13 protein-coding genes are annotated in these 14161 nt (G+C 37.3%); 4 read left to right on the top strand and 9 right to left on the bottom strand.

The features are described from left to right. Window positions 1-51: 51 nt before the first annotated feature. The 4 genes from hutI to fumC form a co-directional block, all read right to left on the bottom strand. Complete coding sequence (hutI, locus tag M0G43_RS08050) at window positions 52-1290, bottom strand: imidazolonepropionase (protein WP_248024934.1); 1239 nt, start codon at window positions 1288-1290, stop codon at window positions 52-54. Window positions 1291-1333: 43 nt separating this feature from the next. Beyond that, window positions 1334-2665: a T9SS type A sorting domain-containing protein gene (locus M0G43_RS08045; protein ID WP_248024933.1), complete on the bottom strand. Its 1332-nt coding sequence runs from the start codon at window positions 2663-2665 to the stop codon at window positions 1334-1336. Between the two features lie 141 nt (window positions 2666-2806). Next, window positions 2807-4222 (bottom strand): T9SS type A sorting domain-containing protein, encoded by a 1416-nt coding sequence (locus M0G43_RS08040; RefSeq protein WP_248024931.1) that lies wholly within the window; start codon window positions 4220-4222, stop codon window positions 2807-2809. 52 nt (window positions 4223-4274) lie between these two features. Beyond that, window positions 4275-5672 carry a class II fumarate hydratase gene (fumC, locus tag M0G43_RS08035; RefSeq protein ID WP_248024929.1) on the bottom strand — a complete coding sequence of 466 codons (1398 nt, stop codon included), beginning with the start codon at window positions 5670-5672 and terminating at the stop codon, window positions 4275-4277. A gap of 160 nt (window positions 5673-5832) precedes the next feature. Between fumC and M0G43_RS08030 the strand changes: the two genes are divergently transcribed. Both M0G43_RS08030 and M0G43_RS08025 read left to right on the top strand, forming a co-directional pair. Then, complete coding sequence (locus M0G43_RS08030) at window positions 5833-6306, top strand: hypothetical protein (protein ID WP_248024928.1); 474 nt, start codon at window positions 5833-5835, stop codon at window positions 6304-6306. 3 nt (window positions 6307-6309) lie between these two features. After that, on the top strand, window positions 6310-6789 hold the full coding sequence (locus M0G43_RS08025; protein WP_248024927.1) for a DinB family protein: 480 nt from the start codon (window positions 6310-6312) through the stop codon (window positions 6787-6789). 17 nt (window positions 6790-6806) lie between these two features. Here the strand turns inward: M0G43_RS08025 and M0G43_RS08020 are convergent, their stop codons facing one another. From M0G43_RS08020 to M0G43_RS08005, 4 genes are all read right to left on the bottom strand, one after another. Then, complete coding sequence (locus M0G43_RS08020) at window positions 6807-7574, bottom strand: DUF6090 family protein (RefSeq protein WP_248024926.1); 768 nt, start codon at window positions 7572-7574, stop codon at window positions 6807-6809. Beyond that, window positions 7571-8320 (bottom strand): DUF6090 family protein, encoded by a 750-nt coding sequence (locus M0G43_RS08015; protein ID WP_248024925.1) that lies wholly within the window; start codon window positions 8318-8320, stop codon window positions 7571-7573. Before M0G43_RS08015 ends, M0G43_RS08020 begins: the two co-directional genes overlap by 4 nt. Beyond that, window positions 8313-9125: a DUF6090 family protein gene (locus tag M0G43_RS08010; RefSeq protein ID WP_248024924.1), complete on the bottom strand. Its 813-nt coding sequence runs from the start codon at window positions 9123-9125 to the stop codon at window positions 8313-8315. The genes M0G43_RS08015 and M0G43_RS08010 overlap by 8 nt, the downstream gene beginning before the upstream one ends. 128 nt (window positions 9126-9253) lie before the next feature. Next, entirely contained in the window at window positions 9254-10054 is an 801-nt protein-coding gene (locus tag M0G43_RS08005) for a response regulator transcription factor (protein WP_248024923.1), read from the bottom strand. A gap of 269 nt (window positions 10055-10323) precedes the next feature. Here M0G43_RS08005 and M0G43_RS08000 point away from each other — a divergent pair, with 269 nt between their 5' ends. After that, window positions 10324-11709, top strand: a complete 1386-nt coding sequence (locus M0G43_RS08000; protein WP_248024922.1) for a fibrobacter succinogenes major paralogous domain-containing protein — start codon at window positions 10324-10326, stop codon at window positions 11707-11709. A 128-nt stretch (window positions 11710-11837) separates the two neighbouring features. Here the strand turns inward: M0G43_RS08000 and M0G43_RS07995 are convergent, their stop codons facing one another. Then, window positions 11838-12350, bottom strand: coding sequence for a fasciclin domain-containing protein (locus M0G43_RS07995; RefSeq protein WP_248024921.1), 513 nt, complete (start codon window positions 12348-12350; stop codon window positions 11838-11840). A gap of 247 nt (window positions 12351-12597) precedes the next feature. On the opposite strand from M0G43_RS07995, the gene M0G43_RS07990 reads away from it, so the two are divergent. After that, complete coding sequence (locus M0G43_RS07990; RefSeq protein WP_248024920.1) at window positions 12598-14085, top strand: hypothetical protein; 1488 nt, start codon at window positions 12598-12600, stop codon at window positions 14083-14085. Window positions 14086-14161 lie beyond the last annotated feature (76 nt).

The raw sequence follows: 14161 nt of genomic DNA, 5'->3' as shown, positions 1-14161 counted from the left end.
TCAGAGTCATATATAAAATTGAAGACCCGAAAGTTTTGCTTTCGGGTTTTTTTATGGAACAATTTGACCGTTGATGATGACTTTATCAATCAAATTATCACCAAAAGCATAAGGTAAATTGTAATAACTAGCAATTTCTTTAGTGATGATAAGGTTTGCTTTTTTTCCTCTGCAAACACTTCCATATTGATTTGAAATTCCCATTGCATAAGCTCCGTTTATGGTGGCAGCATTGATGGCTTCTTCAGGTGTCATTTTCATCTTGATGCAAGCAGTACTCACCACAAAATTCATATTCCCACTTGGTGTAGAGCCAGGATTATAGTCTGTTGCCAAGGCCAAAGGTAAGCCAGCATCAATAATTTTTCTTGCAGGTGTATAAGGAATGCTTAAAAAGTAGGAGCAAGAAGGTAGAGCAACTGGCATTGTATCCGAATTTTTTAAAGCTTCTACATCTTCATCAGTTAATTCCTCTAAATGGTCAACTGATAGAGCCTCATACTTTACACCAAGTGCGACACCTCCAAAAGCATTAAATTGGTTGACGTGTATTTTTGGAACCAATCCGTGTTCAACTCCGGCCTTTAAAACGCGCTCCGTATCTTCCAAAGAGAAATAACCTTTTTCGCAGAACACATCAATATAATCAGCTAAATGCTCTTTGTTTACGGCTGGTATTAGTTCGTTGACCACCACATCTACAAATGCAGAGGTATTACCTTTAAATTCTTTTGGCACGGCGTGAGCTCCCAATAGCGTCCCCTTTACTTTTATATTTGATTGTTTTGTGAGTCGTTTAATAACTCGAAGCATTTTAAGTTCTGCTTCAACTGTCAATCCGTAACCAGACTTTATCTCTATGGCGCCTGTGCCAAGTTTAATGACGTCGTTTAATCGTTTTAAGGATTCCCCATAAAGCTCGTCTTCACTTGTGTTTTGAAGCGTTTGCGCCGAGTTGAGAATTCCACCACCTCGATTGGCAATTTCTTCATAACTCAACCCATTGATTCTGTCTACAAACTCTTGCGAACGATCACCAGCATACACTATATGCGTATGAGAATCGCACCAAGCTGGTAACACAATTTTTCCTGTAGCATCAATGGTTTCTTCGACATCATAATCTGGAAAATTATCCATACTTCCATACTCTACGATTGTGTCGTGCTCAATAAGAACATAAGCATTCTTTAATGTCGGCAGGATTTTCATATCGCTACCCTTAACGATAGTTACATTGGATTCCCTTACTTGCAGAAGTTCTTTGATATTGGTAATAAGTAAAGACATAGTTGGTAGTTAAAAATCCGAATTTAAGGATTTTAATTCACTTTTAGTCCTTTATAAATTTGAAGGTTTTGTTTGAGCCTTCAAATTTTAATATATATAATCCAGATTTTAAAGATGAAATATTGATGGATTCGTTAATTTCCAAAGTTGATGATAAAACAGTTTTTTCCAAAATATCTGTGATGGAATAGGAGCGCGCAGTGGTTAGCCATTTAAAGTTCAATGTGTTTTTTGCAGGATTAGGATACATCAAAATTTCTGAAAAATTAGATTCTTCAACGCCCAATGTTATCAATTGATTATTGAAAACATTCACTCGATCGTCAGCATAAGCAATGGAAGCAATATCCAAATCTGTGTCGTTATCAAAATCGGCAAAAGTAAAGGTATACGCCTGCCTTTGTGTTGCATCAATGACCACTTCAGAAGCAAATCCGCTCACACCATTATTTTTGTACCAAACAATGTCATTTCCGTTTCCTGATGTTGCGCTGGAGAGTACAAAATCTGGCAATCCGTCGCTGTCTAAATCTCTCAAATCTAAACAAGCAGGGTTGGCAATAGTTGTCGTAAGGGTAGTTTCTGTATAGGTTGCAGTTCCAGGACTCACTTCAGTTCTCATAAAGTAAGAAGGGCTGCCCAATAAATCGGTCACCAAAATATCTCTGCTTCCGTCACCATTGATATCTTCAGCCATTACGCTAAAAATATAATCTTTAGTGTTCACGGAAACGGGATTTGTATCAGCTGTAAATACACCATTTCCATCATTATAAAACACTTCAACCCTGCAATCATTGGGTGTGCCATATCCTACAGCATTTGCAATGACGCTGTCTATATCGCCATCGCCATCAATGTCATCCATCGCGTAGGCACCAGGACTTGGAATCGTATTATTGATGATATTTTTAGTACCAAAGTTTCCATTACCATCATTTGCAAACCATACCACTTCATTACCACTAAAAGATGACACCGTTACATCTAAGGTCGCATCTCCATCAATATTTCTAATATAAACTTGACTTGGACCGGTTAAAGCTGAGGAAATGATCTGTTCTGTTCCAAAATTTCCCAAGCCGTCATTTGCAAACCACACCAATTTGTTGTCGTCATAAGAAGTAGAGACTACATCATTAAATCCATCTCCATTGATGTCTCCAATGGCCACACCACCCGCATTGTTTAATGTGGCAATAGGGTTTTGTAAAATAAATGTTCCGTTACCATCATTTTTTAACCAAAAAACTGTGTTTCCCAAGGTCGTACTAACTACCAAATCTGTAAAGGTGTCATTATCCACCAAACCTGCTTTAATATTATATGGTGCATTGCCTTGAGGAAGTGGGAGTGCTATAGATTGTGTTTTCACAAATGTGGTTTGAGATTGACCAATGGTAAAGGAAAAACATAACAAAAGACTGAAATACGTAGTTCTGATCATGATAATAAATAGATAAGTTATAAAAAAAGCAGATGTTGCCACCTGCTTTTGAGAATTATTTGGTGTTACTTATTTTTTGATGAATTTCACTGTCGAATTGCTTCCCTCAAACTTCATCAAATATATGCCATTATTTAAATGAGACACATCTAAAGTCTGCTGCATTGTCAATGTAGTATTCATTACATTCCTTCCTAAATTATCATAAATAGAAATGGTGATGGCCTCTGTCAATCCATCAAAATGTAAGATGCTGTTTGTTGGATTTGGATAAATATTTAGTTCTTCGAAATTACTGTCACTCAGACCTAAAACAATTAATTGGTTTTCCAACCAAAAAACCGTATCACTAGTATTTCCAATTGACGCCACATCCATGTCGCCATCATCGTCAAAATCTTCTACACTAATGTCATACATAATATTGTTGTTGTTAGCAATAAAAGTTGGAGTTGCACTTGGCGGCGCGTTGCTTGCGCCTTTAAAAAAAATAATGGCATCGTCTTGTACTCCTCCATCGGTCAAGATAACATCATTGAGCATATCATTGTCTAAATCTATCACATAAGCTCTTGCTGGATTAGTGATGATGTTATCATCAGAAATAATATTTTCGACAGAAGGACCATTTACCGTTTTATTATACCATGCTACATCACCAGAAGTGAAGTCCACTTTATAAATATCCATGACGCCATCATTATTAATGTCACCAAAACCAATGTTGAACAAAAAAGAATTACCAGTTGAAACAGGTACGGTATCTTGAATCCAAGATACTGTCATCGTTCCACTTTCTACATATTGGTTATAATAAAGTTCGATGGATTGAGAGTTTACAAATGCTACTACCACATCTAAATCCCCATCACCATCAAAATCTGCAACGTCTACGTAATATGGTCCATCGGTTGTACCGCTTTCGATTGTATTGGCAGTAGAAAAGTTGCCTGCGCCATCACCAGCGTACCAAACAGTCGTGTTATTAGTGTAAGACATTGTAATCAAGTCATCATTTCCATCATTGTTGATATCAGATACAACTACCTCGCCAGGACCTGCGATTGCACTATCCACAGAAGTTTCTGGACCAAAACCACCAGCTCCATCACTTAAAAAATAGACTAATTTATCCTGATTTACTGACGTAGCAACGATATCTAAACCAAATTGCCCATCAATGTCAGCTACGGCCAGGCCATCTACCCATTGTATGGTTGAAGAAACGGTAGTTTCAACCGTAAAATTACCATTTCCATCATTACTATACCATTTAATGTAATCTTGGGTGGGTGAGTTGCTGTTGTAGAAATAAGTAGCCATTACCAAATCGATATCTCCATCACCATCAAGGTCACCAGAAGCTATTTCATACGGTTCATCACCAGTATCAGGATCAATATTTTGTGCGGCAGCAAAGGGTTGTGCCCAGTTGAAATGACTAATTAACGCAACGATAAAAGATAAGAGTAAAGTTTTTTTCATAATATGTGGTTTGTTTATTGCTAATATATTGATTTAATTTGAGTTGGTGGATTTATTTTAATCCGCCAACCATATCTTCTGGTTTTACCCACTCATCATATTCTTCCGCAGTCACGTATCCTAAATTGATAGCTTCTTCTTTCAAAGTTGTGCCGTTTTTGTGTGCGGTGTTCGCAATTTCAGCAGCTTTATAATAGCCAATCTTGGTATTCAGGGCAGTCACCAACATCAAGGAATTGTTCAGCAATTGTTTTATAACACTATGGTTAGGCTCTATACCTTGCGCGCAATGTTCATCAAAACCTACACAGGCATCACCCAATAATTGTGCAGATTCCAAAACGTTTGCAGCCATCATTGGTTTAAAGACATTCAATTCATAATGTCCTTGTGTACCACCTACAGTCACAGCGACATCATTACCCATCACTTGGGCGCAAACCATTGTTAATGCTTCACATTGCGTTGGATTTACTTTACCTGGCATAATGGAACTTCCTGGCTCATTGGCAGGAATAATGATTTCTCCAATACCACTTCTCGGTCCGGAAGCCATCATACGGATGTCGTTTGCAATTTTATTCAAACTAACAGCCAATTGCTTTAAAGCTCCGTGTGTTTCTACCAACGCATCATGAGCGGCAAGCGCTTCAAATTTGTTAGGTGCTGTTACAAATGGCAATTCGGTGAATTTTGCAATGTATTCTGCCACACGTTTAGAATAACCTTTAGGAGTGTTCAAACCTGTTCCTACAGCGGTACCACCAAGTGCCAATTCACTTAAATGAGGCAAGGTGTTTTGCAATGCTTTCAAACCATGGTCTAATTGTGCCACATATCCCGACAATTCTTGACCTAGTGTCAAAGGAGTGGCGTCCATAAGGTGCGTTCTTCCTATTTTAACCACATTTTTAAATTCTCCGGCTTTTTTATGAAGCGTATTTCTTAATTGAATAACTCCAGGCATTGTATTTTCAACAACCTTTTTGTAGATGGCAATGTGCATTCCAGTAGGGAAGGTGTCATTTGATGATTGCGATTTGTTCACATCATCATTGGCTTTAATCACGGCTTCATCCTCACCAATGGTTTTCCCTGCCAATTGTTGTGCGCGGTTAGCAATCACTTCATTCACATTCATATTACTTTGCGTACCAGAACCCGTTTGCCATATCACCAATGGAAATTGATCATCATGCTTGCCTTCCAAGATTTCATCGCAAACCTTCGCAATCAAGTCACGTTTCTCTATTGGCAGTACGCCCAATTCGCAATTTGTAAAAGCCGCTGCTTTTTTGAGATAAGCAAAGCCGTATACAATTTCGAGTGGCATCGAGGCCGAAGGACCAATCTTAAAATTATTGCGGGAACGCTCCGTCTGTGCACCCCAAAGTTTATCGGCAGGCACTTGTACTTCGCCCATCGTATCTTTTTCTATTCTGAATTCCATAAGGTTTTTGAAAAATTAATTAACACACAAAGTTAGGATTTTTTGATGAGAAGAAATTCATAATTATTTGTATTTAGTTTTTTCAATTATGTAGTGATTATCATTAATTTCACAGATGTTTAATATCAAGTGTTTACTTGAAGTCAATAAAATTCTTTGTATGAATCAAGAGTTTACCACCAAAGAACGAAAAAAGGAATTCGACAAGATTTTCAAGCAACGAATTGTCCCATTTTTAGAAAGGGAAGGATTTGTACAACCTTCAAAAACCTCCAAAAAAGTTTTTCAAACATTAGATAAAGGCTTATCGGTAGCCATCTATTTTGAATTTAAAAATTTTGGTTCAGGGTTTTATGATATTAGTATCGCTTATTATGACGAAGAGTTGGGCGATGAAGATAGCGGTAATTATCTGACCATTGCCTTAATAAAAAAACCTACCATTAAAGCGAGAAGTCTCGAAGAACTCCACACCAACACCGATATATGGATAGACCAAATGACCAATAAAATAATTCCATATATTAAGAAGCACAACAATCACAAGGCTATTTTAAATTCGGAAGGGTTTTATTTTTCTAAACACAATGAACAGCAATGTCAAGAGCTGCTCCAGCGAAAATCAATGAGCTAAATTATGGACAACGAACATTACCTATTGCGCACCCAGTACGATTACATCAAACAATCCAGAAGTGTGCTGTTTAATTATTGCCATTCAATTTCCAATGATAAATTTTTGCTGGAAAACAGTTCATTCGGCAGAGGAAGCATCGCAAACCTGTTGGCTCATATGGGAAATACCTATTTATTTTGGATTGGACAGATATGTTTACATCGCAATTTAACCTATTTAGAATATGGTGATATCAAAAATATGGATGATATTTTGGCTCACTTTGCCACTGTTGATGAAACAGTTTATTCCCTTTTATCAGCCGATGACATCAATTTGTTTGAAGAACGAACCTACGAAATCAATAAAGTGGAAGGAAAGGCCTCAATATTTAAAATTGTGACTCACGTATTTACACACGAATATCACCACAAAGGGCAAGTGTTATCATTGAGTAGACATTTGGGTTATATTCCTGTAGATACCGATATTATGAGATGATTGATGGAATCAAGTAGTCATTCCAGAATATCTTTAAGTTGCTGTTTTAATGCATTGGTTTCCTCTACCAGCATCTCTATTTTTTGCATATTTATTCCTTGTCCATCCCTAAAATAGGTAAGTGCCACTTGGTATTTCTGATATTCGTCAGATTTAATATCAAAATAAAAGGGATAATCTTCTAAATTAATCTGTTCTCCATTCTCTTTATGGTCAATCTTTAGTTTTCCAAAACCCATTTCCATCAACTGTATCGCATGCCATAGCTGCTCCACATTCAGCCTATTATAAGCTTCTTCACGCTCACAAATGGTGTAATACCTTACAATGGCATTGGTAAGAGAATCTGGCCCCAAAGTGTAGAGTTTGCCCGTATTCAACAATTCTTTATATGTATTGTTCGTAACATTCAGCATAGAACCACCTTGAAAAGGTTCTGTTGTCATAATGAATTCAAAATCAGCTTCCTTAAATCCTCTATAACTTAATTTCAGAAGTGTATCGGCATTTTTCACGGCTTGTCTAAAGCTTGGCCAGACTGGGTCTGTTTGGTTAAGGAGCAACTCAAAACGAGCGTTGGTAACATCCAAATCACTGATCATCTTTTTAACATAGATTTGGTTGTCTTTTGTCAACTTTCTATTTGAATTCCAATTATTAATGCCCAAAGCAATCAAAATGCCAATCACCACCAAGATTATTTCTCCAATGGCATAAAGCAGATATCTAGAAAATCTGTTTTCTTTTAACAAGCGTTGTCGAATATTTCTAAAGAACTTGATCATTTGTTTAATTCATTTTCTATATGCTCCACGACTGTTTCGGCCAATTTGATATTGTTATTAAGTCCTTCAATCATAGTCTCTTCTATATGATCTCTCCATAAAAAATAGGATTCAAGGGCTAAATAAAAATCAGAAAAACGTTTTCCCATATCTATTATTTCTACTAAATAGGGTTGGTTTTGGAGCCTGTTGGACTGTAAGACGGTGAGAACACCGCCTCTTAACATCACCTCTTTGAGTAAATCGGAAACGTCGTTGTTATTTTGTCGATTCAAAGCAATGGTCTGCGCTTTTTCCTTACTGTACATCGAGAGCAACTCACGAAGTCGAGGATTGAATAGTTTTATTTCTCCAGTACTTATAAGGGTTTCGATGGTGCTTGATTGATATTCAATATCCAATTGTTCATAGGTGTATTGTTCAAGAAGACTACCAAGGTCAGAAGGCTGTAAGTTGGATTGCTTAAATCCCTCTTCGTAAGTTTTAAATTCATTCCTATGCTTACTGATAATCTCAATTCTATTTTTAGTATATATCATATCAGCGTTCATATCTTGCAACAGTTGCTCATAATAATTATGTACAATCTGCTGTTCTTTTCTTTTTTCATTCCAGTTATTGATGCCCAAAGCAATCAAAATCCCAATCACCACAAGAATGATTTCCCCAATGGCGTAAAGCAGATACTTTGAAAACCTGTTCTCCCGAAGTGTTCGCTGTCTAAGGTTCTTGAAAAACTTAATCATGGTCACTCACTATAGTTAATAAATCTTGTGTTCTTTTTTGTTGCTGTATCAATAGGGTATAATGGATGATGGACAGCTGATACCTAAAATTTATGGCGTTTATCAGTAAGAGCTGTTTTTCCGGAATTTGCAACTGTGAGCTTGTAATGTCTTTTAAGTTCTCTTCGTTGAGGTCGGTCATGCTATTTGAGATGTGTGCTGGAATATTTGAAAATAATCCTTTGGATAAATCGGTATTATAAATAGAGGTTAACTGAACTTCCGTAAGGGGAAGCACCTCGGGAATAAATACAGCATCGGTAAAAAGGTTATTGTTCTTATTGATAATTTGTTCCATAAGCTCCATTTGCTGGTAGTAACTTACCAAGGCGTTTTTTAAGCTGTCCTTGGAGATGATGTCTATGTTTCCAGAGGAGAGCAATTCAACATACGTGGGATTGTTTTTTACGAAGGTCCTACGTCCTGTAAGCCGCCCGATGGAAGCGGTAAATGTACTATCCACCTTAAATTCATGAGTGGATTTATAATTTAAAATCATCGGTTCTGCAATTTCAATAACGTTGTGTTCGTACTTCATTTGCGCATCGATGGAGGCTAACTGTTCCTTTAAATCGCGCTCTATGTTGCTTAAGTACACTGATTCCTTGTGACGGTTGATTCGGTTGGCGTTCCAGTTGTTGATGGATAAGGCAATCAAAATACCGATGACCACAAGAATGATTTCGCCAATGGCATAGATAAGATAGCGCGAAAACCTGTTCTCTTTAAGTAGTCGCCTGCGAACGTTCCTGAATAGTTTTATCATGTATAAGCGGTGCGTCACACTGGGCCACAAGTAGGAGTTAGGCACTAATGCAACTTTGGATTTAATTAATTAAAAACCAAGATAGTAAATTTGAAAGCATTTTACGAGAAGAGGCTTAAATATTGCTCTTATTCCAATGTGATAACATCATTTAAAACACATTGAGCAATCAACTCGGCAGTATTAGTATAACCGCTCTTTGAAAGAATATTTCTTCGATGTGTTTTCACCGTATGTTTGGAGATATTAAGGAATTCTGCTGTTTCTTCGGTATTTTGACCTTTGGCTAAAGCTGTTATAATATCTTTTTCCCTATCGGAATAGAGCGTATCAGGCGTCATAGAATCTGCACTGCTTGAACGGAAAACCCCATCATGTATATCTAAATTATAATAAGATTTACCGCCTTTTAAATTAATAAAAGAAACGCGATCTGTTTTAGTGACCTTTAAATGACTGATGTCGGTGTGCACGCTAAACACATGCTTTATCATTTCATCTTCTGTCAATGATAATGTAGTAGCCTGCAATACCATTGTACGTATATTGCCGCGATGGTCTTCCATTTTATAAGGGTATACTATTTTATAATTCAGTCGTTCTTCAGGCTTTAAAAAATTCAAAAAAAAGTCCTTGATGATTCGTTCTTTTAACTGTATATATTCTAATTCTTGGGGCAGGGCCATATTCAACAGCTTACCGATATCTAGATCTTCTGCCTCTTTTCCTGTAAATTCTTTTACAGATGGAGATAAATAATCAAACTCTAGGTTATGCATATTCATCACATAATAATATGAATGGCCCAACGAAAAAAGTTGAGCTATTTGATGAAACTGCTCTTTGGCTTTAAATTCTTGATACTTTTTGACATTATTAGAGTATTCAGACCGCCAATATTCGGCAATCTGGTTAAAGCTATTCGACATGAATTCTCACAGTTTATTAGGGTTAAGGGTAGGGTGTTATCAATAAGATAACGGCTCAAAATACGCATCAAAGTAACATTTTACAAATTATAACTGTTAATTCCTAAAGACCTTTTTTTAGCTGCCTGATAGTCAAAACACAAGAGATAAAAAAAATTTATGAAGCATATTTTTATAGCGAATTTTCTTCAAAATACCTCTTTTGGGCGATGCGCCATGTACACACGATTTTTATTTTGCAGGCTTAAACCCTAAACCCAATAATTATAATGAAACGATTACTTTTTACTTGTTTGACATTGTTCGTTATTGTCTCTTGTTCAGAAGACAAAATGGACACGACTCCAGAACAAACCCCAACGACTTCTGTTCAAGAACGTATGTCGTACAAAGGCATTTTTACAACCGTTGAAGGTACTAAACGCGGTACGATTTCAATGACCGTTGACAATACCCATATGGCTACTGCCATATTGAGGTTGCAAAGTGGTGAATCTATAGAATTGCGAAGCGATGCGCCACTATTTACAGAAGGCACTACGTTGCATTTTCAAAGTATGGGTGCACAAGATGTTTCTTGGAATTTCTCTGCCGATGAAGACGGAAGCAACCCACAAGTGACTGATGTACGGGTGGCAAATGAAGAAGCTTCCGTATTGATGGCAAGAGAAAGCGCAACAGCGCCTGTAACTCCAATTACAGGAACTTACAGCTGCGATAACTGTAACGCCATAGGCGTTGGCTTTCCAACAAACAACTTGACTTGGAATATGATGTCAATTGGCGAAGGCGATTCGCAAAACTATATGACTCAAGTATCCTACGGTGGTCGTGTGTATACAGGAAGCTCCAATACACAAGAGAACTGTGACGAAACATCTGCCACGACTGAATGCGACATCAATGGCGATTTTAGCATCCTTGGACACGACGTAACGTGGAGTGGCACACACACTTATGGTACGTTTGGAGATTGTTCATCCATTTCTGGTACTTGGATGGCACCTACCTATGGCGCTTCGCCTGGTGCACAGGGTAGTTTTGTGAGTGATACCGATTGTGAGGATATTTTTGTGACCGATATTGATGGCAATACCTATGCAAAAGTAACCATTGGCGACCAAGTTTGGCTACAAAGCAACCTTAACGTGAGCCATTATAGAAATGGAGATGAGATTCCACAGGTACAGGACCCTAACGCTTGGTCAAATTTAACAACAGGTGCATGGCGTTATTATAATGATGATCCTGCAAACGGCGAGATGTACGGAAAACTTTATAATTGGTATGCCGTTAATGACCCCAGAGGTTTGGCGCCAGAAGGATGGCACGTGGCAAGTTATGATGAAGTATTAACTTTAAGAGAATTTTTAGGTGGTTATAGTGTAGCCGGTGGAAAAATGAAAACCACCTATGGATGGGATGCCCCTAATACAGGTGCTACCAATGAAAGTGGTTTTTCAGCAATTCCAGGAGGATTGGCTAACATAAGTGGTGGTGATATATATCAAGGCCAATTTGCTTCTTTTTGGACGAGCACTTCAATCACAATTTTTAATTCTTGGACATATTTTACCTCTTCAGATAATTCTAATTTATCTACTGGTTCAAATTCAAGAACTGTGGGAAGTGCTATTAGGTGCATTCAAGATTAAATAGAAATAATAATTTAAACAAAAACCCTTCGTATTTACGAGGGGTTTTCTATTGTGTATTGATAATAATCGAAAAAGCACCTAAATAAGTAGATGCTTTTTCTCTTTTTCATAGCAATTCACAATCACTATTTCGGCATCACTACACTATCAATCACATGTATCACACCGTTGCTGCCCATAACATCGGTGGCAGTAATTTCACTATAATTTCCTTTTTGGTCTTTTAACCAAATTTTACCATCTTTTTGCATCACTGTTAATGTTTCACCATTCAGAGATGTCAATTCTACTTTACCGTTACCTTTTTTCAAAGCCGCTGTTACATCCTTTGCTGTTAACTTACCAGACACTACGTGATACGTAAGTATATTAGAAAGTGCCTTTTGATTTTCAGGTTGTAACAATGTGTTTAAGGTGGCCTTATCCACTTTTGCAAAGGCATCATTGGTAGGAGCGAACACAGTAAAAGGCCCATCGCCTTGCAGGGCACTTACCAAATCAGCAGCTTTTACAGCCGTTACCAAAGTTGAAAAGTTGTCATTGCCTGCAGCAACATCTACGATTGTTTTTTGTGCAATGGCTTGCTGCGACAGGGCGGCAGACATTGTAATGGTCAGAATAAGAATCAGTTTTTTCATAACGTTTTTGTTTTATTTGTTTCGATAACATAAAGTTACATTAATAAATCATTTTGTTTAACCTATTTAACTTTTTGTTAAACATAATTAATAAAGATTAATAGAGTTTAAGCTTAAATTAAAAAGGAGCAATGCATCGTTAGATTAAAACCTAGTCATTGAAGAACAAGAATCAATAGAGATTCATCAAAATCCATTTATTATTGCGAAAGTTGGTAGGGATAAAATATCAACAAACAATTCCTTGTTGAATAAAATACATAATATCAACCAAAAACAAGAGTCCGCTAAAGGCAATATTCAGAATAAGTCCATTTACTCAAGTCAGCACGACTTTTTTATAGAAACAGATTACGCTACGTACATTGAAAGCCAAGACGGCACCTATCATTCTTATACATTTCCGATATGGCGACTTGAGGATAATGGATTGTTTGAGAACATTCTTTTCTCTTTGAAACCAGACGGTACCTACAAAACATTTATTGTATCTTATGACCTCACCGAGCAGGAGCGTGATGACCTTAACAATGGTCTTTACGTTAATATCGATGGTCGCTTTATCTCTACAGAAATAAATGCCGAGCAGCTCGTTGATAATGTAATGAGCAAACAGTCGGCAGAGTGCACTTGGTCTTTTACAGAAAGTTGTTCCTACGGAAACGACAACCACCCAGATGGGCATGAATATAGTGGAGCGGAGTGTCCGGGCTACCAAATGACGTACACTCAATATTGTCCTCCGGCAGCCGGTTCAGGGCCTCCGGCAGATACTGACCCAGCGGGGCCAGAAGATACTGGTGGCACCAATCCTGATGGGGATCCTGACAACAACTGCAATAATTGTGGTGCTAACGGAAGCAATACAGGCGGTTCTAACACGCCAGGCGAAAATTCAAACGTAACATACTATACAGATAACACGTCGCCCGCATATCAAAGAGGAAAATATTTTAAGCGAAATCAACTTTTAGATACTCAAAGAGCTCATTTTCTAGCGTTGCATCTTGACGATCAGCAGGCGATAATTGATTATCTTGAAAGTACTCTGACAAGTGATGATATTGACGGTGAGTTTGAAGGGTACAGTGCAGAAGCTGTGGAATTTGCCATAGCTGCTATTGAGGCTTTAGAGGATGGCGGTGAGGTGGATTTTGAAAGAGAAATAATCATAGGCAATACTGTTCCCGATTGTGTTAAATCCATTATAACTGATCTATTAAACGATAATGCTTATTTAGATTTAGGCGATATGCCAGATGAGGTTAAACAAGAATTAAATCTTTCAGGGTATATATTAGATTTGTTTAATAATTCGGAAAATTTTCAACTTACATTTAAAACAGAAAATATTCCTCCAAATGCAAATGGTGATATTCTTAATGCTAAAACTGATAGAGGTCCTATTTATGGAAGTCCAGGTAACTTTTTCATAAATATAACAATTGATTCAAGCTATATTTCAAATGCAACAGATTTGGCGATAGCTAGAACTATAATTCACGAATCCGTTCACGCTTATATTTTATATACCTATCAAACAGAGATATTCTCTGATTTATCTCAAGCATTCATGACCTTATTAACGGCAGCGGGTATGCCTGAAGATGATAATCCAGCGCAGCATCAACTAATGGTAGATAGATTTGTGAATGCAATGTCTAATTCGTTGAGAAATTGGGACGAAAATTCAATCACAGATTGGAACTATTATGATTATATTAGCTGGTCCTGAGGGATGACATCAACAACAACTTTTATGAATAAATCAGCATCTTTCCAACAAAATGTGTTCAATGCTAATGCTGCTG

The sequence above is a fragment of the Subsaxibacter sp. CAU 1640 genome (assembly GCF_023156585.1).
In the GTDB taxonomy this organism is placed as follows: domain Bacteria; phylum Bacteroidota; class Bacteroidia; order Flavobacteriales; family Flavobacteriaceae; genus JBPOFM01.
Note: the sequence above shows the minus strand (reverse complement) of the source record. Positions and strands in the feature narration are given on the sequence as shown.